The organism is Poseidonibacter antarcticus (assembly GCF_003667345.1).
Taxonomy (GTDB): domain Bacteria; phylum Campylobacterota; class Campylobacteria; order Campylobacterales; family Arcobacteraceae; genus Poseidonibacter; species Poseidonibacter antarcticus.
The window spans coordinates 134808-156940 of the sequence record NZ_RCWF01000006.1; the positions used below are offsets into that span (position 1 = coordinate 134808).

22 protein-coding genes are annotated in these 22133 nt (G+C 25.8%); 7 read left to right on the forward strand and 15 right to left on the reverse strand.

Going from position 1 to position 22133, the window contains the following annotated elements; genetic code table 11:
• Positions 1–2 precede the first annotated feature (2 nt).
• Complete coding sequence (locus tag D9T19_RS09030; protein WP_121627913.1) at positions 3–317, reverse strand: hypothetical protein; 315 nt, start codon at positions 315–317, stop codon at positions 3–5.
• A gap of 118 nt (positions 318–435) precedes the next feature.
• Between D9T19_RS09030 and D9T19_RS09035 the strand changes: the two genes are divergently transcribed.
• The gene (locus D9T19_RS09035) at positions 436–1305 is read left to right on the forward strand and encodes an AraC family transcriptional regulator (protein WP_121627914.1); all 870 of its coding nucleotides are present in this window, start codon (positions 436–438) and stop codon (positions 1303–1305) included.
• 16 nt (positions 1306–1321) lie between these two features.
• Here the strand turns inward: D9T19_RS09035 and D9T19_RS09040 are convergent, their stop codons facing one another.
• Entirely contained in the window at positions 1322–1588 is a 267-nt protein-coding gene (locus D9T19_RS09040; protein WP_121627915.1) for a hypothetical protein, read from the reverse strand.
• A gap of 178 nt (positions 1589–1766) precedes the next feature.
• Complete coding sequence (locus tag D9T19_RS09045; protein ID WP_121627916.1) at positions 1767–2138, reverse strand: Cif family virulence factor; 372 nt, start codon at positions 2136–2138, stop codon at positions 1767–1769.
• 132 nt (positions 2139–2270) lie between these two features.
• Between D9T19_RS09045 and D9T19_RS09050 the strand changes: the two genes are divergently transcribed.
• Complete coding sequence (locus D9T19_RS09050; protein WP_121627917.1) at positions 2271–2837, forward strand: TetR/AcrR family transcriptional regulator; 567 nt, start codon at positions 2271–2273, stop codon at positions 2835–2837.
• On the opposite strand, the gene D9T19_RS09055 is transcribed toward D9T19_RS09050, so the two are convergent.
• Positions 2830–3696, reverse strand: a complete 867-nt coding sequence (locus D9T19_RS09055; RefSeq protein WP_121627918.1) for an AraC family transcriptional regulator — start codon at positions 3694–3696, stop codon at positions 2830–2832. The genes D9T19_RS09050 and D9T19_RS09055 overlap by 8 nt on opposite strands.
• Positions 3697–3998: 302 nt before the next feature.
• Positions 3999–5135 carry an iron-containing alcohol dehydrogenase gene (locus D9T19_RS09060; protein WP_121627919.1) on the reverse strand — a complete coding sequence of 379 codons (1137 nt, stop codon included), beginning with the start codon at positions 5133–5135 and terminating at the stop codon, positions 3999–4001.
• 370 nt (positions 5136–5505) lie between these two features.
• On the opposite strand from D9T19_RS09060, the gene D9T19_RS09065 reads away from it, so the two are divergent.
• Positions 5506–6066: a manganese efflux pump MntP gene (locus D9T19_RS09065; protein WP_121627920.1), complete on the forward strand. Its 561-nt coding sequence runs from the start codon at positions 5506–5508 to the stop codon at positions 6064–6066.
• Between the two features lie 172 nt (positions 6067–6238).
• Here the strand turns inward: D9T19_RS09065 and D9T19_RS09070 are convergent, their stop codons facing one another.
• Complete coding sequence (locus D9T19_RS09070; RefSeq protein WP_121627921.1) at positions 6239–8572, reverse strand: PAS domain S-box protein; 2334 nt, start codon at positions 8570–8572, stop codon at positions 6239–6241.
• A gap of 250 nt (positions 8573–8822) precedes the next feature.
• On the opposite strand from D9T19_RS09070, the gene D9T19_RS09075 reads away from it, so the two are divergent.
• On the forward strand, positions 8823–11531 hold the full coding sequence (locus D9T19_RS09075; protein WP_121627922.1) for a tetratricopeptide repeat protein: 2709 nt from the start codon (positions 8823–8825) through the stop codon (positions 11529–11531).
• A gap of 27 nt (positions 11532–11558) precedes the next feature.
• Here D9T19_RS09075 and D9T19_RS09080 read toward each other — a convergent pair whose 3' ends face one another.
• Positions 11559–12644, reverse strand: coding sequence for a methyltransferase (locus tag D9T19_RS09080; RefSeq protein ID WP_121627923.1), 1086 nt, complete (start codon positions 12642–12644; stop codon positions 11559–11561).
• A 37-nt stretch (positions 12645–12681) separates the two neighbouring features.
• The gene (locus D9T19_RS09085) at positions 12682–13407 is read right to left on the reverse strand and encodes a hypothetical protein (RefSeq protein ID WP_121627924.1); all 726 of its coding nucleotides are present in this window, start codon (positions 13405–13407) and stop codon (positions 12682–12684) included.
• A gap of 145 nt (positions 13408–13552) precedes the next feature.
• On the opposite strand from D9T19_RS09085, the gene D9T19_RS09090 reads away from it, so the two are divergent.
• The gene (locus D9T19_RS09090) at positions 13553–15007 is read left to right on the forward strand and encodes a protein adenylyltransferase SelO (RefSeq protein WP_121627925.1); all 1455 of its coding nucleotides are present in this window, start codon (positions 13553–13555) and stop codon (positions 15005–15007) included.
• 29 nt (positions 15008–15036) lie between these two features.
• On the opposite strand, the gene D9T19_RS09095 is transcribed toward D9T19_RS09090, so the two are convergent.
• A complete protein-coding gene (locus tag D9T19_RS09095; RefSeq protein ID WP_121627926.1) occupies positions 15037–15585 on the reverse strand; it encodes a YceI family protein in 549 nt (182 codons plus the stop codon).
• A gap of 155 nt (positions 15586–15740) precedes the next feature.
• Between D9T19_RS09095 and D9T19_RS09100 the strand changes: the two genes are divergently transcribed.
• Positions 15741–15971: a DUF2798 domain-containing protein gene (locus tag D9T19_RS09100; RefSeq protein WP_121627927.1), complete on the forward strand. Its 231-nt coding sequence runs from the start codon at positions 15741–15743 to the stop codon at positions 15969–15971.
• 39 nt (positions 15972–16010) lie between these two features.
• Positions 16011–16874 carry a DMT family transporter gene (locus tag D9T19_RS09105; RefSeq protein ID WP_121627928.1) on the forward strand — a complete coding sequence of 288 codons (864 nt, stop codon included), beginning with the start codon at positions 16011–16013 and terminating at the stop codon, positions 16872–16874.
• Between the two features lie 28 nt (positions 16875–16902).
• On the opposite strand, the gene D9T19_RS09110 is transcribed toward D9T19_RS09105, so the two are convergent.
• Genes D9T19_RS09110 through sufB form a run of 6 tightly spaced genes read right to left on the reverse strand, consistent with a single transcriptional unit; the run spans position 16903 to position 22090 of the window.
• On the reverse strand, positions 16903–17247 hold the full coding sequence (locus tag D9T19_RS09110) for a metal-sulfur cluster assembly factor (RefSeq protein WP_121627929.1): 345 nt from the start codon (positions 17245–17247) through the stop codon (positions 16903–16905).
• 11 nt (positions 17248–17258) lie between these two features.
• Positions 17259–17666 (reverse strand): SufE family protein, encoded by a 408-nt coding sequence (locus D9T19_RS09115; RefSeq protein WP_121627930.1) that lies wholly within the window; start codon positions 17664–17666, stop codon positions 17259–17261.
• A gap of 2 nt (positions 17667–17668) precedes the next feature.
• Positions 17669–18853 carry an aminotransferase class V-fold PLP-dependent enzyme gene (locus D9T19_RS09120; protein WP_121627931.1) on the reverse strand — a complete coding sequence of 395 codons (1185 nt, stop codon included), beginning with the start codon at positions 18851–18853 and terminating at the stop codon, positions 17669–17671.
• The gene (locus D9T19_RS09125) at positions 18846–19880 is read right to left on the reverse strand and encodes a SufD family Fe-S cluster assembly protein (protein ID WP_121627932.1); all 1035 of its coding nucleotides are present in this window, start codon (positions 19878–19880) and stop codon (positions 18846–18848) included. The genes D9T19_RS09120 and D9T19_RS09125 overlap by 8 nt, the downstream gene beginning before the upstream one ends.
• Positions 19867–20622 (reverse strand): Fe-S cluster assembly ATPase SufC, encoded by a 756-nt coding sequence (sufC, locus tag D9T19_RS09130; protein ID WP_121627933.1) that lies wholly within the window; start codon positions 20620–20622, stop codon positions 19867–19869. The genes D9T19_RS09125 and sufC overlap by 14 nt, the downstream gene beginning before the upstream one ends.
• A 22-nt stretch (positions 20623–20644) precedes the next feature.
• Entirely contained in the window at positions 20645–22090 is a 1446-nt protein-coding gene (gene sufB, locus D9T19_RS09135) for a Fe-S cluster assembly protein SufB (protein WP_121627934.1), read from the reverse strand.
• Positions 22091–22133 lie beyond the last annotated feature (43 nt).

Genomic DNA, 22133 nt, shown 5'->3' on the forward strand with positions numbered 1-22133 from the left:
TCTTATAAATAAGAGATTCTATTGTTTTTATATATTAAGAAATTGTCAATCACTTCTCTTCTTGAAGCTTTTATAAATGACTTTAATTCAGTTAAAAATTCATTTCTTGAATCTAAATCTATATTATCAAATATAATTTTTATTGAACCTGATTCTAAAATTTTAATATCTAAACCTCTATTAGCAAAATGTATATTTGCTAATTGTGCAAAAGGAGAAAATATTTCAATACTATTATTATAAGTCTTAGCAGGTAAAAATTCAAATCCTGATATTATAGTTTCCTGACAACGCTTTGTTATTAGTATTCTACTCATAATATACTCCTAAACTTTTCTTATTATTATAATCAATCAAAAAAATAAAATCTTTATCTTATATTCTTTTTTTGTTATCCTAAATTACTATTTTTTTATCTTATGATATACTATAGACATGAAAAAAGATACTAAACATATAAGAGCAGATATAGTTAACAAGTCTCTTAATTATATTTATAAATATATTAATTCAAATATTACACTTGAAGAATTAGCAAAATTAAATAGTGTAAGCAAGTCTCATTTTCTTACAATTTTTAAAGAAGAAATTGGGGAAAATGTTTTTGAAAGAGTTACAGCTATAAGACTACAAAAAGCAGCCAACCTACTTATTACTAATAAGTATTCAACTATTAGTGAGATAAGTCAACTATGTGGATATGCATCTCATACTTCTTTTATAAAAGCATTTAAAAAACGTTTTGTTTATACTCCTACACAATGGAAAAAAGGTGCTTATAAAAACTTCACCAAAGAAAAACTTCATTTAGAAGAAAACTTTTATGAAAAATTTATAGGAATTGAACCAAAGATACAAGTAATTCCAACAAAAACTTGTGCCTACATAAGACACAAAGGATATGATGGAGATGCTTTATCAAAGTTATGGCAGAGACTTATGGCCTTTGCATATGAAAAAGATATTACTAATTCTACCCAAATTGGCGTTTATCATGATAATACAATTATTATTCCTTATGAAGAGTGTAATTATATAGCAGCATTAGAAGTCGATAAAAATTTTGAACCAACAAACTCAATTAGTAAATTTGAAGTATTAGAATCTTTATATGCAATTTTTCACTATGAAGGAGTTTATGGAGAAGTTTGTAAACTTATGACTTATATATATCAGTATTGGATGCCAAATAGTGGATATGAAGCAAAAACATTGCCTGCTTTTTCAATATATCATAAGAATCACTATCTAGATGAAAATGATTCTTTTATTTTAGATTTTTATGTACCAATTCAAGTTGTGTAAATATCTTTGAAAAGATTTACATAATTTTGATTATATTACTTGGTTGTAAATCTAGAAGTTTAATATCTTCATGACCAACTGGTACAATGCTATAACTTTGTCTTTTTGCTTTTAATACTAAGAATTCGTGGTCTTCTTTTAAAGTTAAGTTATAATGTCTTTTTAAGTACTCTAGAAGCTTACTTGTTACAGTTACTCTATCAAAGCTATCAATTTTTTTTAGTATTGCTTCCGTTGTGATGTTTGATAAATCACCGCTTCCTAATTTACTTAGTTTTATCACTGGCTAGTCCTATTTATATTCTTTATACTGTTATACTACAATCTCAAATAAATAGCAATAGCACTGCCACTATTATCTATGCATACACGGTCTTTTTTTTATTAATATAAAAATAACATGACAACTTTGGATTTGAAATATATAATGAGTGTTCATGTAGATATCGTATTTAAAACCTTTAGTACTGTTTTTCTACTTGAAAACAGTCGTTTACTAATTTCCAAGTATTATCCTCTTGTTTTACCCATTCTTCTAAAGTAATTATACCTTCACCTATATTCATTTTCCAATCAGAATTTAAATGAATTGTATTTTCATTTATTACTAGTATATTTGTATTTAAATACTCTATATGATTTGCTTTTTTTGTGAGTTCATTCCAAAACCCTGCTATCTCTTCTTTACCTTCAAATTTTCCAAGACCTTTAACAATCATTCTTGCATCATCTACATAAGCATCAATACAGTATTGCACATTTCCCTTATTGAAATTTTCAACCCAAGCATTTGTATATACTTGGAACTCTTTTAATACATTTTCTTTATTCATAATAATCCTTTTTTATACTTACTATATAGTAAGTTATGTGGAATATTATCAATAAAATATTTTTTTGTCAAGACTTAACTTATGTATTAGTAAGTTAAAGTAATATACAATCAAAAAAAACAAAGAAGAAATATGAAGAAATCAAGAATAGATGATGTAATAAATACTGCAAATTGTATTATAAGAAGAGTAGGATATTCAAATCTTAGTTTCACTCAAATTGCCAAGACACTTGATGTTACAAGAGAGAATGTACACCACTATTTTAAGAAAAAAGAACTTTTGGGAAATGCTTGCTTAGATGTTATGGCAGAAGATTTAAATCAAAAATTTGATTTAATTATAAATTCTGAACTTTCAAGTATAAACAAATTAAAAGAGTATTTTAAAATATATAAAACTCAACAAAATGATAAAGAAGATTGTCCTATTGTATCTTTACTTTCAGAGTATGAACTTTTACCTGAGTCAATGAAAGTTCAAGTTAAGAAGTTGGCCAAGATAGAACAATCTAATATGGAAAAGATATTACACGAAGGTGTGAATACTAATTGTTTTGTTATAAACGGAAGTATTGAAGAAGAAGCTTTTTTTACAATTTCTTTATTAAAAGGTGCTGTTTCTTATACTAAGATATATGATAATTTCGAAAAAACAACTATTTTTATATTAAAATCCTTAACAAATGATATTAAATAGTAGGTTTTACTTCTTTTGGAGGATATCCAAAATAATTCTTAAAATCTCTACTAAACTGTGATGCGCTATCATACCCCATTTCATAGGCTGCATCAATAACTTGATAATGTTGTTTAGCTATTAGATCCTTTCCTTTTGTCAATCTTATTTTCTTTATATATTGTAAAGGAGTATGTGAAGTGATTTGTTTAAAGTGAGTATGAAAAGAAGCTACACTCATATCTTCTTGTCTTGCCAAAGTTGCAATATTCAAATTTGATTCACATTCAGTATGAATAATTTTTAAAGCTCTTGCAATTTTTGCTTCTTTATTATTATTTAAAAACATTTTATATAAAAACTTTGAATTATTGCCTACTGCTACTCTATAAAATAGTTCTTTTAAAATAGATGTTCCTAAAATAGTTGATTCTTCTTTGGATTGTAATATTTCTAAAAGATTAAAAGTTAGCTCTTCTATTTTATTATTAACATTATCTGAAAATACTCCAAGTGAATTTTTTTTTGAATCAATAAATTCTTTTTTTGAAATATTATCTATTATTTCATACATTACTTTTTTATCTATTGAAATAATTAATCCTATAAAAGGCTCTTCCTTTGATGCATATGTTTCACATTCTAAAGGTAAAGTAGTAGGTACAACCAAATAATTTTTTGAATCATATATTAATTTATTATCTCCAAGATGACCTATCTTTTTACCTTGTAAAACTAAAATAAGACATACATCATATATAAAAGGACTTAAAGGGTCATACTTAGAAGTAGTATATATTTTTACATCATCTAAAAATGTATCATGGATTCCATCATCAGTAAATAACTTATGGGCTTGTGTTAAAATTTTTTTATTCATTTATTATTACTCTTTTTTACTAACATCTAAAATAGTTTTTTTCTTCAATATTTTCCATTATTCCTATTTCTTTTTCATTTGTTACACAAAACACTTTTGAGTAAGAAAGACTTTAATCATTTTTATCACTTATTACAAACTTATTATTTAATAATAAGTTTGTAATATCTGTATTTTGGACTTATGTTATCCCATTTTCTTTTTATGTTAGTTGAATACTCAAGTGTGGAATTAATCTATTATTTGAAATATCCTCCAAAAGATGTTAAATCATCTTTTGAAGAGAATTGTAGTATTTAATACTATTTCATAGACATAGTTAAAATTGTAGAAACTTTATCTAATGTAATAGTTCCATTTTCGCCAATTTCTGTATAACCATTTTTGATTAAAGCATTTGAAACATTTTCAATGACTTTATCATCAATTTCATATGCAGTTAATTTAGTTGGTACTCCTACTTTATTATATACTTTTTCCATTGCTTCAATTACAGCTGCATTGTCATTTTCAATTCCAAATACATTTTTACCTAATTGTGCAATTTTCTCTTTTTTCTCTGCACCCATTACTTCTAATAAATAAGGTTGAACCACAGCTAAAGATCTGGCATGATCTAATCCATAATTAGCTGTTAACTCATGTCCAATAAGGTGAGTTGACCAATCTTGAGGAACACCTGCTCCAATTTGGAAGTTTAGTGCTTGATTTGCAATATGCATTAAGTTTTCTAACCATGCATCTGTTCTTCGCTCAGACCAAGTATCAGATAGTTTTACTAAACCTCTAAATAAAGTTTCTGCATAACCATCGTTTACTAATGCAGTTGTTGGATAAGTGATATATTGTTCTGAAGTATGAACAAAGGCATCAACTAAACCATTTCCTAATTGTCTATCACTTAATGTAGCCATAAAAGAAGGATCCATTATTGCAAATTGTGGGTATGAATGATTTGAGAAATACATTCTTTTTTCACCTGTTTCTTTTTTAGAAACAACAGTTAAATGATTAGTTTCAGAACCAGTTGCTGCTAATGTTAAAACTACGCCTAAAGGTAAAGCTCTCTCAACTTCTTTTGTTCCATCTAAGAAATCCCAACCATCACCATCATAAAGTGCAGCTGCTGCTAAATATTTACAACCATCAATTACTGAACCACCACCAAGAGCTAAAATAAAATCAACATTCTCTTTTTTTACAATCTCTAATGCTTTATGCATAGTTTCAATACTTGGATTAGGTTCTACTCCTGAAAATTCAAAAAATGTATGATTTTCTAAAGCTTTTATAACTTGGTCATAAGAACCATTCTTTTTAACTGAACCACTACCATATACTAGTAATATTTTTTTATCTTTACTAATCTTGTTAGTAAGCTCTTTTATTTTTCCTTTTCCAAACTCAATTGCTGTTGGATTATCATATGAAAATTCCATCTTTATTTATTCCTTTAAATTTTTTGTGAAAGGATTATATATATTTTCAGTTGTTTAGAGAATAACAATTTATATAAATATAATGACAAATTCTATAAATTGATTTTAACTGCATGAGTTTAGTTAAAACATATATTTGGGGGAGTTAATATCATACTTGAGATTAAAAGGTTTTGAGATAAAATAACAAGTTCAACAATATGTTTTTTGTGTTTAAACATTGATAAAACGTTTGGATATTATCGTATAGAAGTATTATCCGTCTTTGTAAATGGGCTTTTACTGTTTTAAAACAATCAACTAATACTCTAATGGAAAGTTCACTAGTTGATGTAAATGAAGTTAAAAAATAAATTAGTATGGAAAGAAAATGGAATTGATTTTAATTGCCATAGCCTTAGCTATGGATAGTGTTGCTGTATCAATAGCAAGTGGTGTAAAATATAAAAGAATAAATGTTTATACAGTAATGAAAATATCATTATTCTTTGGTATATTTCAAGGATTGATGCCATTAATAGGCTATTTTGCAGGAACTATTTTTTCATCACAAGTAGCTGAGTATAGTCATTATATTGCTTTTGTTATACTTATTGCTTTAGGCTTAAACATGATTAAAGAAGCAAGAGAAGATGATTTTGAAAATGAAGTAAAAGATTTAAAAAATAAAACTTTATTTTTTCTTGCAATTGCAACTAGTATCGATGCCTTAGCCATTGGTGTTACTTTTTCTTTTCAAGATATTAATATTTATTATGCATCTTCTTTAATTACAATCGTTACATTTATATTATGTTTTATTGCAGTTTATGTAGGAAAAATACTAGGCGGATTTTTAGAATCAAAAGCAGAATATTTAGGTGGGATTATTTTAATAATATTAGGATGTAAAATTCTATTTGAAGGTTTAGGTATTTTTCAAATTTTTTAGATAATACTACCGATAGCTTTATAAATCATTACCTATACCTTTTGAAGAACTAACATAGTTTCATACAAGTGATTAAAAGATCCTAAGATAAAAAAACAAGTTCAATAAGATGTACAGAATTTTATATTTCTGTGGAATAAAAAGTGTAACTAGATCATTACTTCTTCTTACATTAACTTATAGGCAATTTAACTGAGAGCTCAGCTCCCAAATATTCTTTATTGTGATGTGCATAACTTATATTATTTGCCTTTACACTTCCCTGCATTCCATCTACAATTAAACTGTAAGTGATACTAAGTCCTAATCCTGTTCCTTTTGATTTATTCTTAGTTGTAAAATATGGCTCAAATATTCTAGGTAAAGTTTCTGGTAATATGCCACCAGCATTATCTTTTATTTTTATAAATACTTTGTCATTTTTTATAGAAGTTGATATAAATATGAATTTATCTGTAATTTCTTTTTCTTTGAGTGCATCTTTAGCATTATTAAATATATTTATCAGACATTGTATCAGTTCATTTGGATAACCATCAATAATAATACTATCATTTAAATCCAATACTAAATTTATATTATTATTTTTAATTGATCCTTTAACAAGTTCCAAAAAACTATTTATATTTTCACTTAGATTGAAAGTAACTTTTATCCTATCATTTCTTATAAAATTTTTAAAATCCTCAATAGTTCTAGACAGATACTGTGCATTATTATTTATATCAATACATGTTTTATCAAATAACTCATCAGTAAGTAAACCGTATTTTTTTTGTAATTGCATACCTGTAGCGCCTGTTGATATTATAGATAATGGTTGTCTCCATTGATGAGCAATATTTCCTATCATTTCACCCATTGCTGCTAATTTAGACTGTTCATATATTAATTTATCTTTCTTTTTTTGTTCTGTAATATCATCAAGAATACCACTCCATAAAATACTACCATCAGAAAGCTTTTCAGGTGTTGATTTCACATGAATCCAACGCAAACCTTTTTTTGGAAGATTAACTCTATATTCCAAATTCCATTCTTCCATTGTTTCAATAGATTTTAAAATGGAAAGTTCAAATATTTCCTTATCATCTGGATGTGTATAACTTAAAATAGCACGTGAATCTTTAAGTGCATCTTCAGGAGACACATCATATACATTTTTCATACTTTTACTAAGGTATGTAAATCCTGAATTTCCATTTGTATAAAGTCTATATTGATAAATAGCACCAGGTACATTTTCTGTTAACTTTTGAAGTTTCTCATGACTTTTTTTAATCTCTAATTCTAGTAATTTTTGTTTAGTAATATCATGATGAGTTCCAGTCATTTTAATAGGACTTCCATCTTGATCATAAGTAGCTTTACCTCTAGACTGTATCCATATCCAAGAGTTATTTTTATGTTTAAACCTATAAATAGCTTCAAAATATTCTGTTTTAGCATCTATATGATCTTGTATACATTCTTTTGCATTAGCTATGTCATTAGGATGAACTCTATTTTCCCATATTTCATATAGATTTGGTAATTCATGATCTTCATAACCAATCATCTCTTTCCATTTAGGAGAGAAATAGACACTATTATCAAGCATATTTAGATCCCAAATACCATCATTATTCCCAAATAATGCTCTTTTCATACGTTCATTTAAAAGTTTTATTTCTTCTTGTGCTATTTTAAGTTCAGTCATATCTCTGTATGAAGAAATTGAATATAATATCTTACCATTTGAGTCCCGAACAGCACTAACATTTAAATCAACATTTATTTTACTTCCATCTTTCTTTTTTAGTATTAATGGAATATCTAGAACATTTCCTGTTGTAATAAATTGTTCAAAAGCTTTTCGTGCATCATTTATAGCATTCTCATCATATAAATCAAACACAGATTTACCAATTATTTCATCTCTAGTAAAACCTGTTTTTCTTAAAAATGTCTCATTACAAAGAAGAATTTTTGAATCTTCTGAAGATACTGAAATATACATGTCTGGAGAATTCTCATATAGGGACCGAAATTTTTCCTTAGAATTATGGAGATTATTTAGAATTTTCTTTTGTTCTGTAATGTTAGTAAAAATACAACTTGTATATAACATTTGACCATTATCATCATTGATAATAACACCATCTAATGATACTGTTATTTTATTTCCATTTTTATGTAACATATCAAACTCTACACCTGAAACATGACCATTCTTTATTAAATTTGGGAATTGATTGAAATATGTTTGTTCTGTTTGGGATGTAAGAAAATCTTTAAATTGACGACCAATAATTTCTTCTTTTTTATAACCAAGTTCATCACACCATTTTTCATTTACATTTAATATCTTTCCTTTAGAATTTAATGATTGTGAAGGTTGAGGAATTTTTTCTAATATTTTAATAAGTTGTTCATTTTTGTTTGTTGCTATAGTTAATAAATTTTGTAATTCTTTTATTTGATCTTGCATTGAACTTATATTTGTAGTTGCTTTTTTATCGATCATATTATATACCTTAGCATTATTATTAATCTATTATATAAAAATGTCACTAAAAGGGACTTAATTAAATAGATATGGATATTTGAATTAACAAATAGAGAGGTTACATGTATTTATACTGAACATGTTTCTAACTACAACTCTTTTTACTTTTAACTCATTCTTTATAAAATTATTATAGTTATTAATATAAATAAATCAATAATATAGATTTAGCTAAAATAATACAAATGTATATTTAGGATTTTTGTAAATGGAAGAAAGATTAAGTCAGTTGATAAGTAAAAATAAAGTCATTCCTTTTGTTGGGGCAGGGGTTTCTTTATCTATTAAAGATAAAAATGATAAAACTGTATTTGTCACTTGGAAAGAATTATTAAAGAAATTAGCTGTTAATCTATCTAATTATGGAAAATCAAACAAATCTCAAATTATAAATTTATTAATAGAAGAAGATGAAGATTATCTTGAAATAGCTGATAAAATTAAGAAATATTATCCTCTTGATTCTTTATTTTTTGATAAACTTGAAGAAATATTTGATATTAAAAAAGAAATAATAGATGATTCATCTTTATCTTTAGCTAGAAGTATTTGGGATTTAGAGCAAAAACTTATTATTACTACTAACTATGATAATGTTTTAGATTGGGCAGCTCCTAAAAAAATCAAAGCTTTAGATATTCAGTCTGATTATGAATTAGCATCTTCTATTCGAACAGAAATAGATGAAGAAACTGTTCTTTATTTACATGGGCATATTGATAAAAAATCCAATATGATATTAACTACTGAAAACTATAATCGATTATATAATGACTCTTCTGATTCAAAATTTAAAATAGCTATAAATACATTAAAAACTAAATTAGCAACTAAGTCTTTTCTTTTTATTGGTTATAGTTTAGATGATGAATTTTTTATTAATGAACTCGAAAGAGTTTGTGATAACTTTGGAAATAATAGTAGTGAACATTATATTCTTTTGGAAGAGGGAAAAACTCTTCCTAAAAAGTTCAATAAACGAATTATTCCTATTTATTTTGAATCCAAAGGACAAAAATTAATAGATAAAATCAATTCATTAAAATCATTACCACAAAGTAAACCTATCTCAGTAGTTCAAGAAGAAATTAATTTTTGTAGTCTTACAAGTTTACCAGCTATTAATAATGAATTTATTGGTAGAAAAGATGAACTTTTAAAAATCGAAGAAAATCTAAATAGTGATAGTTTAATTTATATAGTAAATGGAATAGGTGGAGTAGGTAAAAGTGAAGTGTCTTCACAATATTTACACCAAAATAAAGATAAATATAAAAATATTGCTTTTATTGAGATGACAGAAGATACAGCTTCTTTAGAAGAGTTGTTTATTACAAAATTTAAAAATAGTTTAGGATTAGATGATAAAGTTACTTTTGATACTGTAATTCAAGTTTTACAAAGTTTACCTAAAAAAAATCTACTTCTTTTAGACAACTTAGAAAACAAACAAGATTTTGAAAAAATAAAAGCTTTAAACATTAATTTTGATTTATTAATCACAACAAGAATAACAGATATAGATATAAAGAATCAATTAAACCTAGATACTTTAAATGATGAAGATGCAAAAGAATTATTCTTAAGTATTTATGATAAAGATGATGATATTGAAGATATATTAGATTATTTAGATAATCATCCTTTATTTATAAACCTAACTGCTAAATCATTGAGTAAAGAGTATATTACCTTAGAAGAATTAAGAGAAAATATTAAAAATCAAACTATTTCAAAAATTGATTCAAAAGATGATAAAACATTTAAAGAGCATTTAGAAAGTACATATAATAAGCAGTTTAAATCTGTAGATAATCCTGAATTAAAAGAACTCTTGCAATTATTAGCATTTTTCCCATCTATTGAAATTAGTTTTGAGATATTAGAAAAGTGTTTGTGTCTTGATAAATTGAAAGTAAAGTTACAAAAACTAGTTGAGCGAGGATGGTTAAGTAAAAAAGATAATACTTATAAATTGCATCAAATTATTAAAACATTTATTTTAAATGAATATAAATTAGATTATGAAAATATTACATTTATTTTAAAAAATATATTAGAATATATAAATCTCGATGATTCTACTTTAATAGCAAATAGACTAAATGGCTATATTCCAATAATTGAATCTTTTTTAAATACATTTAGAACTAAAGAAGATGAGTATATTTGTGGGATTTTAGATTCTATAACATTCTTATTGTATTCACTTGCTCAATATGATAAATCGCTATATTATCAAAATAAATCTTTAAAAATAAGGATAAAACTTTTTGGAGAAAAGTCTGAGTTTACAGCAAGAAGTCAAAACTTATTATCTACGATTTATCAAGCTATGGGGAAATTACCAAAAGCTTTAGACTATCAAGAAAAAGCCTTAACTTTAAGAAAAGAAGTATTAGGAAAAAAACATCTTGATTTAGCCCGAAGTTATAATAATATTTCTGCGATTTATAAAGTTATGGGAAAATTACCAAAAGCTTTAGAATATCAAGAAAAAGCCTTAACTTTACTAAAAACCTTAACTTTAGAAAAAGAAATATTGGGAGAAAATCATCCAGATTTAGCCATAAGTTATAATAATATATCTACGATTTATCGAGCTATGGGAGAATTACCAAAAGCTTTAGAATATCAAGAAAAAGCCTTAACTTTAAGAAAAGAAATATTAGGAGAAAAACATCCTGATTTAGCCCAAAGTTATAATAATATATCTGGTATATATAGGGATTCAAAAGAATGCAAAAAAGCAAAAGAATATATTGAAAAAGCTATTGATATTTGGAAGAATACGGGTTACTATAAAAAGGAATTATTTAATGCAAATGAAATTCTAAAGAAAGTTAAATCCAATATTAAAAAAGAAAGAAAGGCGAAGTTTAAAGATAAAGGTAGATTTTGTAAAGATAGTAAATAAGTTTTATTTACTATCTAGTTAAAATGACTATTTCTTCTTAGCTGCTAAAACCCAAAGCTCTACTTTTTCATTTGCTCTATCATCTTCACGTTTTGTTCTTCTTGATGATGCTCTTACATCTCTTCTTAGGTGTAAATCTTTTCTAAATCTGTTATTATTTCTTAGTTCTTCTATTATTGGATGTGTACTTTCTTCATCTACTACTTCTGCAAGGTTTGAGAATATTAGTACTACTTTTCCATCAGGTTTTAGATGTTGTGATGCTTGTTCGAAGAATCTTTCAAAAAGTTCATCTTCATAATACATCGCTTTATCAATTCCTTCTTCAAGTTTATGTTTTGCTTTTATCCATGGAGGATTAAATACAATAACATCAGCTTTTACATCGCAGTTTTCAAATAAATCTGCATGATTTAAAGTGATTTTATCTTCATATCCTAAACGCCAAGATTCTTCTTTTACACCTATAACTGCATTTTTGTTTGTATCACTTGCATAAATATCGTTAAATCCATTTTTGATTAATTGATATGATAAAATTCCACTACCAACTCCAATTTCAATAGCTTTTTCTTTTGAACCTGTATATTTTTTTAGCCATTTATCAAAGAGTTTTAGATGATCAAATCTAGTAGGGAAGTATGCTCCATAATAAGGATTAATTGTTATTCCTAAAGTCTTAATTTCTAGACCTTTTTTATTCCATTGCCATGAACTATTCATTCCTTGAATATCTGGAAATGAAATATAAAATTCGTGAACTTCAGGATATAAAATATCTAACCATCCAATATGTGGAGCTTTCTTAACTGTGATTTTATTATCTACTACTTTTAATAATAATCGATGAGAAGCCTCTCTATATGCACTTCTATAATCTCTTTGACCTTGAAAACTTTTATCATTATATTTTGCTGATAGGTTCTTTTTAAGTTCTTCTAATACTTGTAATCCATTAGAAAAGTATTCTTCTACAATTACGTATCTTCCCTCAATCATTTCTTTTACAGTTGACTGTGTGTCCATTTTACGATAAAAGCCAATTGCATTTTCTATGTCTGTAGTTATGATATTTGGTCTGTCTGGTTTTAAATCTTTTATATCTTGATTCATTTTTTATTCCTATTTTTTTGCTTGGTTGGTTTTGGTTCTATTTATGAAAAGCGTAAATAGGGCTGTTTGTGATTTTTATATCTTTTGTTAATAATTTTCCATATTTATCATAGACTTTATTAAATTCTGTTAGTTCTATATCATCTTTTGACGACCAGATAATATCAAATGTATTTTTTCCTTTTTTGCAAGTTAGTACATATAAACTTTTTGCATTTGTAAAGTTTATAATAGTTGAGTTATTAATATATTCAATCATAGTTTTATAAGCTAAAGAGCTTTTTTCATCTTTCAATAATTCTTCATCAAAATAAAACTTATCAACTTTTCTTGAAGCAAAGGCTAAAAGAGAATATCTTAATAAATTGTTTATTTGTGAATTATTAAGTCTAGATTTTTCAAATGACAATGCTATTTCTATATTTTCATTTGGTACTTTTGCACTTAACATTGACATAGCATGATAAATATTTATAACTTTGTAAAAATCAAACATAAAAGATTTTTCTTCTGGTATTTGTGAAATATCAATATCAAAGTTTATAAATGCTTTATCATAAATAGGTGATTGTTTATCAAAAAAAAGATGTATATTTTTATAAAAAGTACAATCTTTTGAATATACTTCTAGTATTTCCTTTTGTTTTAATCTTCTTTTTTTATTAACAAAAAAATTTGTATATTCTTTCTTTTTGCCTTTTAAAAAAGTAGAAAAAATTAAAATCAACGGAGAGATAGATAAAGTGTGTAATTTTGTTTTCATTTTAGTCTTTATAGTTTTATACATTATATCATTTTATTAAGTCACTTTTTACTGTAAAGTAAATAAGACAATTTTTATCTCATTTTTTAAATAGTTTTGCTATCTTATTTCTTACAATTAAATATATTATTAAAAGAGAAAAATTATGAAATTAAATGATTTAAAAGTTGATATGGATTATTTCCATATGGATGGAAATTTATACCAAAAATTAGAAGCAACACCTTTAAAAAATCCAAAACTTGTATCTTATAACAAACAAGCCTGTGATTTAATAGGTTTAGATTATAGTGAATGTGAAACAAATGAATTTTTAGAATTTATAAATGGAAGTAAAGTCTTAAAAAACTCAAAGCCTTTTTCTATGGTTTATGCAGGACATCAATTTGGGTATTTTGTACCACAATTAGGTGATGGAAGAGCTATAAACTTAGGATGTGTTAATAAGTGGCATTTACAAACAAAAGGTTCAGGAGCTACAAAATACTCAAGACGAGGAGATGGAAGAGCGGTTTTAAGATCTTCTATTAGAGAGTATATTATGAGTGAAGCTATGCATTCTTTAGGTATTCCAACTACAAGAGCATTAGCAATAATTGATTCTGATACTTTTGCTCACAGAGAATGGGAAAAAGAGTCTTGTTCTATAGTTTTACGAATGTCACCTTCTTGGATAAGAATAGGTACATTTGAATTTTTTGCTAATACTTCTAATGCAAAAGAAAATTTAACAAAATTAGCTGATTATGTAATAGAAGAATCATATTCTCACTTAAAAGATGAGGAGAAAAAATATGAAAAAATGTTTTATTCTCTTGTAGATAAAACTGCTTTGATGTTGGCAAAATGGCAAGTTTATGGTTTTATGCATGGTGTTATGAATACTGATAACTTTTCAATGGCAGGTGTTACAATTGATTATGGTCCATTTGCATTTATGGATTATTTTGATAAAAATTGTATTTGTAATCATACAGATTCAGAAGGAAGATATTCTTATAATAATCAACCTTATGTTGCAAGATGGAATTTGATGGTATTAGCACATAGTTTAAAAGAGATTTGTGATGAAAATAAATTATTAGAGTATATGCAAACATTTTTACCACAGCATGAAAATATTTATTTACAAGATATGAATAAAAGATTAGGATTAGATGCAAGTAAAAGTGGAAATTCTAATTTAGATTTAATAGTAGAATTATTAGGAGCATTAGAAAGCTCAAAAATGGATTACAATGTATTCTTCTATGGATTAACAAACTTAGATAGTTTTGAAGATTTAAGTAGTGTTATAAATCTTGCAGTATTTAGAACTCCACTTGAAGATTGGTTTGAATCGTATAAAAAAGTTTGTGAAAAAGAAAAAAGTAGTTTTGAAAATAGAAAAGAGATAATGAAAAAAGCAAATCCTAAATATATTATCAAAAACTATATGCTTCAAGATGCTATAGAATTAGCACATAGTGGAGATTATACTTTAGTAAATGATTTACTAGATATTGCACAAAATCCATTTGATGAGCATAAAAAGTTTGATAAATATTCAAAACCAACTCCAATGAAGTTTGCGAATATTAAACTTTCATGTTCATCATAAGTTTATAATCTATAGATAGTTTTACGATTTTATTTAAATGGAATCGTAAATTTAATATCTACATCTGAATAAGATTTGTTTTCATGGAAAACCGCACATTTTTTAGCAAATGCTAAAAATGGGTTTTTCATATCAAAATCTAAAATTTCAATAGTTCCATTTGCAATAATATTTCCATCTTTAATATCATAAGCCATTGGTACTTCTTTTGATACTTCATTCATAGTAACATTTAAAACTAATGTTTTTTTAGCTTCATCTACACTTTTAATAGAACCTTTTATCACTTTTGATGTTGCAAGAGAAAATAAAGTACTAGTAATACTTGCATCTCTTCCTGGATTTTTAGAATCAAAAGATGCTGTTTGTATTTCTACTTTTGCACTTTTTAAAAATTTAGTTAATTCATCATTTTTTTCAATATTAATTTTTATATCTTTAAATGTACCAGAAACAGCAACTTTTTTTTCTGTTTTAAATCCTGTCCATTGTACGCCTAAATCACCATTTATTTCATAAGCATTTAAGTTTAAACCTAATCCTAATGCTAAAATTGAACTTAATAATATTTTTTTCATTTTAATCCTTATTATAATATTTTTGATTATAACAAAAAAAAAGATTAAAAGATATTAATATTAATTTAGAAAATAACAAATATTTTTAATATAAATAAAGAATATTTATCTATAATTCCAGTTAATAAAATTTATTTAATCTAATAAAGGTAAAAATGATAAACAAAAAATATGAAAGAATAGTATTCTCTTTTTTTATGTCCTTATTTATGAGTTTTGTGATGAGTTTTGTAATTACATATATAAATCTTGGTTTTGTAGATGGTTTTATATTGATTTGGCTAGAAGCTTTTCTAAAAGCATTTTGTTTTGCTTTTCCCGTTATCTTAGTTGTAGGACCAATAGTTCAAAAAGTAGTGAAAAAAGTAATTATACAAGAAAATTAAGCTCTCAAAAAATTTATAACTTTTATGGTATATTATTTAATGATTACTATAAACAAAGAAACATCAAATTTATTAATTATTACAATTTTTTCACTTCTTTTTTTAGCATTGAATTCTATTCTCTGTAAAGCTGCTTTAGTTAATAATTATATTGATGCTTACTCATTTACTTTTTATAGACTTTTTTTTGGTGCAATTACATTAATTTTGATTTACTTTTATAATCATAAAAAAATAAAAATATCTAAAAATACTAATTGGTTAACATCATTTATGTTATTTGTTTATGCTCTTTGTTTTTCTTATGGATATATAAAACTTGATGCAGGACTTGGGACTTTATTATTATTTGGTATTGTTCAAATTGTAATGCTTATTAGCTCATTTTTTCATAAAGAAAAGATAAGTTTTCAAAAAGTTATAGGAATGTTTGTAGCATTTTTTGGTCTAGCTTTTTTACTTTATCCAAGAGAAAGTTTAGATATATCATATTTTCATGTTTTTCTAATGGTTTTATCTGGAATTGCGTGGGCTGTTTATTCTATACTAGGAAAAAGATCTGTTGATGCTATATCAAATACTATGGATAATTTTGTAAAAGCAACGCTTTTTGCTATTGTTTTTTATCTTTTATTTAATATGAGTGATATACATTTATCTCTTAATGGAATAGGCTTAGCTTTTATATCAGGAAGTATTACTTCTGCTATTGGTTATGTAGTTTGGTATAAAGTTTTACCTAAAATACAAATTATCACAGCATCTGTTATACAGTTATTTGTGCCTTTGATTTCTATTATTTTAAGTGTGATTTTTTTAAATGAGATATTTACTTTTGAGTTGGGTATTTCTACTATTATTATATCATTAGGTATTTTATTAACTATATTTTCAAGGAAATAAATAAATAAATTTATTTCCTTTAGTTTATTTATATTACAGCACCTGATGCTGCCATAATTTCTTTTCCTTCTTCACTTACCATTTCATTTGTCCATCTAGGTGAAAAAGTTATATGTACTTTTGCTTGATCTACTTCAGGTACAGCAAGAGCTACAAGTTTAACTTGTTCCATAATTGAACCAGCTACTGGACAAGCTGGACTTGTTAAAGTCATATAAATAAGACAGTCTAATTTATCTTCTTTAATACTTAGATTAATTTCATAAATTAAACCTAAATCATAAACATTAACAGGAATTTCAGGATCGAATACCTTCTTTAAATTTTCAATTATCTTTTCTTTTATTTCATCAAAGTTATAATCACTAGCCATTATAAATCCTTTTATGCTTTTTGTGCATATTCTTTAATTTTTTTAATCATCCCAATAACGCCACTTTGTCTATTTGGATTTATTACCTCACTAAGACCTAATTCATGAACAATGTCCATATTAATATCTTTTAATTCTTGTATTGTTGAACCTGAAAATATTTGTAAAATCATATATGCTAAACCTTTTACAATAATAGCATCAGCCGTTCCTGTAAAAAATAGTTTTCCATCTTTTTGTTCACATATTAACCAAACTTGTGAAGTACAACCGTGTACTAAGTTTGCTGGTATTTTATATTTTTCTTCTAATGGTTTTAATTTTTTACCTAAATCAATAATATATTCATATTTTTGTAATTCATCTTCAAAGAATTCTAAATCTTCTTTAATATCTTCAACTCTTTTTTCAATACTCATTTCTAATCCTCTAACATTTGTAAAGCTCTTTTTAATGCAACAATTAACTTATCAATATCAGCATAATCATTATAAAAACTCACAGATACTCTAATTGTACCTTTTAATCCAAGCTGTTTCATAATAGGTTGCGCACAATGATGACCAACTCGTAGAGCGATTTTCATTTTATCAACTAAAATACCAACATCATCATGAACTAAACCTTTGAAATTAAAACTTCTACTTCCTATAGTATTATTCATATCATTATAAAATTCTATATTAGGAAGTTTTTCTAATTCTTTATTTAAGTAATCAAAAACATTTTTTTCAATTGCTTCAATATTTTCATAACCAATACGATTTAAATATTTCAAAGCTTCTGCAAAACCAATAACACCAGCGATGTTTTGTGTTCCTGCTTCAAACTTAAAAGGTGATTCTAAAAGTGTTGATGAATTAAAATCAACCTCATGAATAGTAGCTCCTCCTGTTTGATAAGCATCTACATCTTCTAAATATTTTTCTTTAATATAAATTGCTCCAACTCCTGTTGGTCCATATGTTTTATGTGCAGAAATAGCAAAAAAATCCGCATCTAAATCTTGCATATCAACTTTCATATGAGCTAAACTTTGTGCTCCATCTATCATAATAACTGCATCATATTTATGAGCTAATGTTATAATAGCTTTAATATCGTGTATCTTTCCAAAAGCATTAGAAATATGAGTAACACTAACAAAAGCTCTTGGGTTGTTTTTTAAAAGTTCTTCAAAATGTTCCATATCAAAATCTAAATTTTCATTACATTTTACTACTTCTAAACCATTTCCTAAACTTCTATTTTGCATATGCCAAGGTACAATATTTGAGTGATGTTCTAATGAAGAGATAATTACAGTTTTAAACTTTTTTGCATAAGAAGCTGCTATAAAATTTATTGATTCTGTAACACCTTTTGTAAATATAATTTCTTCATTAATACTTGCATTTATAAAGCTTTTTAGCGTTTTTCTTGCATTTTCATAATTTAGAGTTGCCTTATTGGCATCTCCAAAATTACTTCTATGTGTATTTGCACAATATTTTTCATAATATTCAACTTGTGAACTAACTACTTCTTTTGGTTTTTGAGTAGTTGCTGCATTGTCTAAGTATACAATGTCAGAATTCTCAAAATATGTGAAATCTTTTTTAAACATAGTCTTCTCTTTTATATGAATCTACAAATTCTTTGATTAATGTATCTTCAATATTATCATAAATTTTTTCTTCAAAAGCTTTTAAAAGCATTTCATATGATAATTCTTTACTTATTCCACGAGACTGTAAATATAATAATTGTTCTTTATTTAAAGTCCCAGTTGTTGCTCCATGACTAGCTTCTAATTCATCTATTAAAATCTCTAAATGAGGTTGTGCAAAAATAGCTGCATCATTTGAAAGTAAAATAGTATCAGTATTTTGAAATGCTTTTGTAAATAAAGCTTTATCATTTACAATTGAAATTACTTTAAAAACTGCTCTTGAAAAATCTTTTAATGAATGTTTATAATTTATATTACTTATAGAACTTTCATTATTGTGAGTTGTTCTAATTACATTTGCAGTATTTGATGATGCTGTTGATTTTACAAGACCATTTAATTCATAATCACAATTCTTTTTATTTAAAATATTTATAAAGTTATTTATAATAATCCCAGTTCCAAAATCAAAGTTTGTAAGTTTACATTTTGAGTCTTGTTCTTGATTAATATCAACATTAAATACTAAATAATTTTTGTCATTAATATCTTGAATTCTTGCATATTCAAAATTTGCATTTTCATCTACTTGAATTACTCTATTTACACAATAAGCACTATTATTTGAAGTGTTTGTAAAAACTTCTATAACAGAAGCTTTTACGTTTTCTTTTACTTCAATTTTTAATGAATTAGTGAAAAATGTTTCATCTTCATTAATTTTATGAACTATACAAATAGGTTTTTCAATATTAGAATTGATTGTTAAAACCATTTGATTTTCATCTATTTTTTTTGTAATTTCAAATAAGCTATTTTGATAAGTTTTATTATCTTTTTGTACTTCTAATCCATCAATATTAAATTCATAAGTTTTAGTATTTTTAAAATCATAAGAAAAAAGCTCTTCAAAATTTACTTTTACAAATTCTTCACTTCTTTTTTTTGGAAGAGTTAATCCATCAATTTCAATTAGTCTCATCTTTAATTCCTATTCCTTCATAACCTTTTTCATCTAATTCTAATGCAAGAGAATAATCACCTGTTTTTACAATTTTCCCATCATTTAAAATATGAACGAAATCTGGTTTGATTAATTCAAGTAATCTATCATAGTGAGTAATCATTAAAACAGATTTTTTCCCATCTAACATAGAGTTAATAACATTTGCAACTGTTTTAATTGCATCAACATCAAGACCTGAATCAATTTCATCAAGCATAATTAAATCAGGATTTAAAAGTAATAATTGAATTAATTCATTTCTCTTTTTTTCACCACCTGAAAAACCTTCATTTAAATCTCTTTGTAAAAGTTTTCTATCTAGGTTATATTTACCTGTTTGTTCTTTAATTAATTTTAGAAAATCCATTGTATCAATTTCTTCTTGACCTTGATATGTTCTTTTCTCATTAATTGCTGTTTTAAGGAAATAACTATTATTTACTCCTGGAACTTCAACTGGATTTTGGAAACTCATAAAAATTCCCTCATTTGCACGATCAGCAACATCCATTTTTAATAAATCTTTCTTTTTATAAGTTACAGTTCCACCTGTTACAACACAGTCATAATGTGCGCTTAAAGTTTTTACTAAAGTAGATTTTCCAGCTCCATTTACACCCATAAGGGCATGAACTTCACCTTCTTTAATATTTAAATTTAAACCTTTTAAAATCTCTTTTTCGTTTATTGATACTTTTAAATCTTTTATTTCTAACATTCTTTTTTCCTTAACGCTGGGATTAACCAACACTTCCTTCTAGTGATATATTTAATAATTCTTTAGCTTCAGCAGCAAATTCCATTGGTAATTCTTTTAAAACTTCTTTACAAAAACCATTTACAATCATTGATATTGCATTTTCTTCATGAATACCTCTTTGTGATATATAAAAAAGTTGCTCATCAGAAATTTTAGAAGTTGTTGCTTCATGTTCAATAATTGCATTCATATTTTTTACTTCATGGTATGGATATGTATGTGCATTACATTTATTTCCAATTAAAAGTGAATCACACTCAGAAATATTTCTAGCACCATCGGCATGTTTACCAACTCTTACTAATCCTCTATAAGCATTAATCCCATTCATTGCAGAAATACCTTTTGAAATGATTGTTGATTTAGTATTTTTACCTAAATGAATCATTTTTGTTCCTGTATCTGCTTGTTGAGATTTTGATGAAATAGCAACTGAGTAAAACTCACCAACACTATTGTCACCTTTTAAAATACATGATGGATATTTCCATGTTAAACTTGAACCTGTTTCAACTTGAGTCCATGATACTTTTGAATTAATACCATTACATGCAGCTCTCTTTGTAACAAAGTTTAAAATTCCACCTTTACCATCTTTATCACCTGGATACCAGTTTTGGATAGTAGAATATTTAATATGTGCATTATCAAGTGCTACTAGTTCAACAACAGCAGCGTGAAGTTGTCTTTCATCTCTTGTTGGAGCTGAACAACCTTCATTATATGAAACATAAGAATTTTCATCACAAATTATAATTGTACGCTCAAATTGTCCTGTATCAAGTGCGTTAATTCTAAAGTATGTTGAAAGTTCCATTGGACATGTTGTATTTGGCGGAATATATACAAATGAACCATCTGTAAATACAGCCGAATTTAAACATGAAAAATAATTATCTGTTACTGGAACAACTGAGGCTAAATATTTTTTTAATAATTCTGGATATTTATTTGCAGCTTCACTAACTGAACAAAATATAATTCCAAGTTCTTCTAACTCAGCTTTATATGTTGTTTTTACTGAAACCGAATCAAAAACAGCATCAACCGCAACAGTTTTTACACCTGCTAATTGCTTTTGTTCTTCTAGAGGAATTCCTAACTTTTCATAAGTTTTTAGTATTTCAGGATCTACTTCATCTAAAGAATCTAAAGCTTTTTTAGGCGCTGAATAATATGCAATGTCTTGATAATCTATTTTTGGATATTTTAGATTTGCCCAAGAAGGTTCTTCCATTTTTAGCCATTTTTTATAAGCTTTAAGCCTAAAATCTAATAGCCAAGAAGGTTCTTCTTTTTTTACAGATATTGCTTTTATTACGTCTTCGTTTAATCCTTTAGGAAAAGTATCACTTTGTACTAAAGTTTCAAATCCTAATTTGTATTCGCTATTTATAACGTCATGAATGTGTTTATTATCACTCATAATTGACTCCATATTTGTTGGTATTTTTAAAACAGGACAAATC

What these genes read in the sequence shown, in the direction of transcription:
- D9T19_RS09030 (WP_121627913.1), bottom strand. Translation starts at nt 317, where the DNA reads ATGAGTAGAATACTAATAACAAAGCGTTGTCAGGAAACTATAATATCA.
- D9T19_RS09035 (WP_121627914.1), top strand. Translation starts at nt 436, where the DNA reads ATGAAAAAAGATACTAAACATATAAGAGCAGATATAGTTAACAAGTCT.
- D9T19_RS09045 (WP_121627916.1), bottom strand. Translation starts at nt 2,138, where the DNA reads ATGAATAAAGAAAATGTATTAAAAGAGTTCCAAGTATATACAAATGCT.
- D9T19_RS09050 (WP_121627917.1), top strand. Translation starts at nt 2,271, where the DNA reads ATGAAGAAATCAAGAATAGATGATGTAATAAATACTGCAAATTGTATT.
- D9T19_RS09055 (WP_121627918.1), bottom strand. Translation starts at nt 3,696, where the DNA reads ATGAATAAAAAAATTTTAACACAAGCCCATAAGTTATTTACTGATGAT.
- D9T19_RS09060 (WP_121627919.1), bottom strand. Translation starts at nt 5,135, where the DNA reads ATGGAATTTTCATATGATAATCCAACAGCAATTGAGTTTGGAAAAGGA.
- D9T19_RS09065 (WP_121627920.1), top strand. Translation starts at nt 5,506, where the DNA reads ATGGAATTGATTTTAATTGCCATAGCCTTAGCTATGGATAGTGTTGCT.
- D9T19_RS09070 (WP_121627921.1), bottom strand. Translation starts at nt 8,572, where the DNA reads ATGATCGATAAAAAAGCAACTACAAATATAAGTTCAATGCAAGATCAA.
- D9T19_RS09075 (WP_121627922.1), top strand. Translation starts at nt 8,823, where the DNA reads ATGGAAGAAAGATTAAGTCAGTTGATAAGTAAAAATAAAGTCATTCCT.
- D9T19_RS09080 (WP_121627923.1), bottom strand. Translation starts at nt 12,644, where the DNA reads ATGAATCAAGATATAAAAGATTTAAAACCAGACAGACCAAATATCATA.
- D9T19_RS09085 (WP_121627924.1), bottom strand. Translation starts at nt 13,407, where the DNA reads ATGAAAACAAAATTACACACTTTATCTATCTCTCCGTTGATTTTAATT.
- D9T19_RS09090 (WP_121627925.1), top strand. Translation starts at nt 13,553, where the DNA reads ATGAAATTAAATGATTTAAAAGTTGATATGGATTATTTCCATATGGAT.
- D9T19_RS09095 (WP_121627926.1), bottom strand. Translation starts at nt 15,585, where the DNA reads ATGAAAAAAATATTATTAAGTTCAATTTTAGCATTAGGATTAGGTTTA.
- D9T19_RS09100 (WP_121627927.1), top strand. Translation starts at nt 15,741, where the DNA reads ATGATAAACAAAAAATATGAAAGAATAGTATTCTCTTTTTTTATGTCC.
- D9T19_RS09105 (WP_121627928.1), top strand. Translation starts at nt 16,011, where the DNA reads ATGATTACTATAAACAAAGAAACATCAAATTTATTAATTATTACAATT.
- D9T19_RS09110 (WP_121627929.1), bottom strand. Translation starts at nt 17,247, where the DNA reads ATGGCTAGTGATTATAACTTTGATGAAATAAAAGAAAAGATAATTGAA.
- D9T19_RS09115 (WP_121627930.1), bottom strand. Translation starts at nt 17,666, where the DNA reads ATGAGTATTGAAAAAAGAGTTGAAGATATTAAAGAAGATTTAGAATTC.
- D9T19_RS09120 (WP_121627931.1), bottom strand. Translation starts at nt 18,853, where the DNA reads ATGTTTAAAAAAGATTTCACATATTTTGAGAATTCTGACATTGTATAC.
- D9T19_RS09125 (WP_121627932.1), bottom strand. Translation starts at nt 19,880, where the DNA reads ATGAGACTAATTGAAATTGATGGATTAACTCTTCCAAAAAAAAGAAGT.
- sufC (WP_121627933.1), bottom strand. Translation starts at nt 20,622, where the DNA reads ATGTTAGAAATAAAAGATTTAAAAGTATCAATAAACGAAAAAGAGATT.
- sufB (WP_121627934.1), bottom strand. Translation starts at nt 22,090, where the DNA reads ATGAGTGATAATAAACACATTCATGACGTTATAAATAGCGAATACAAA.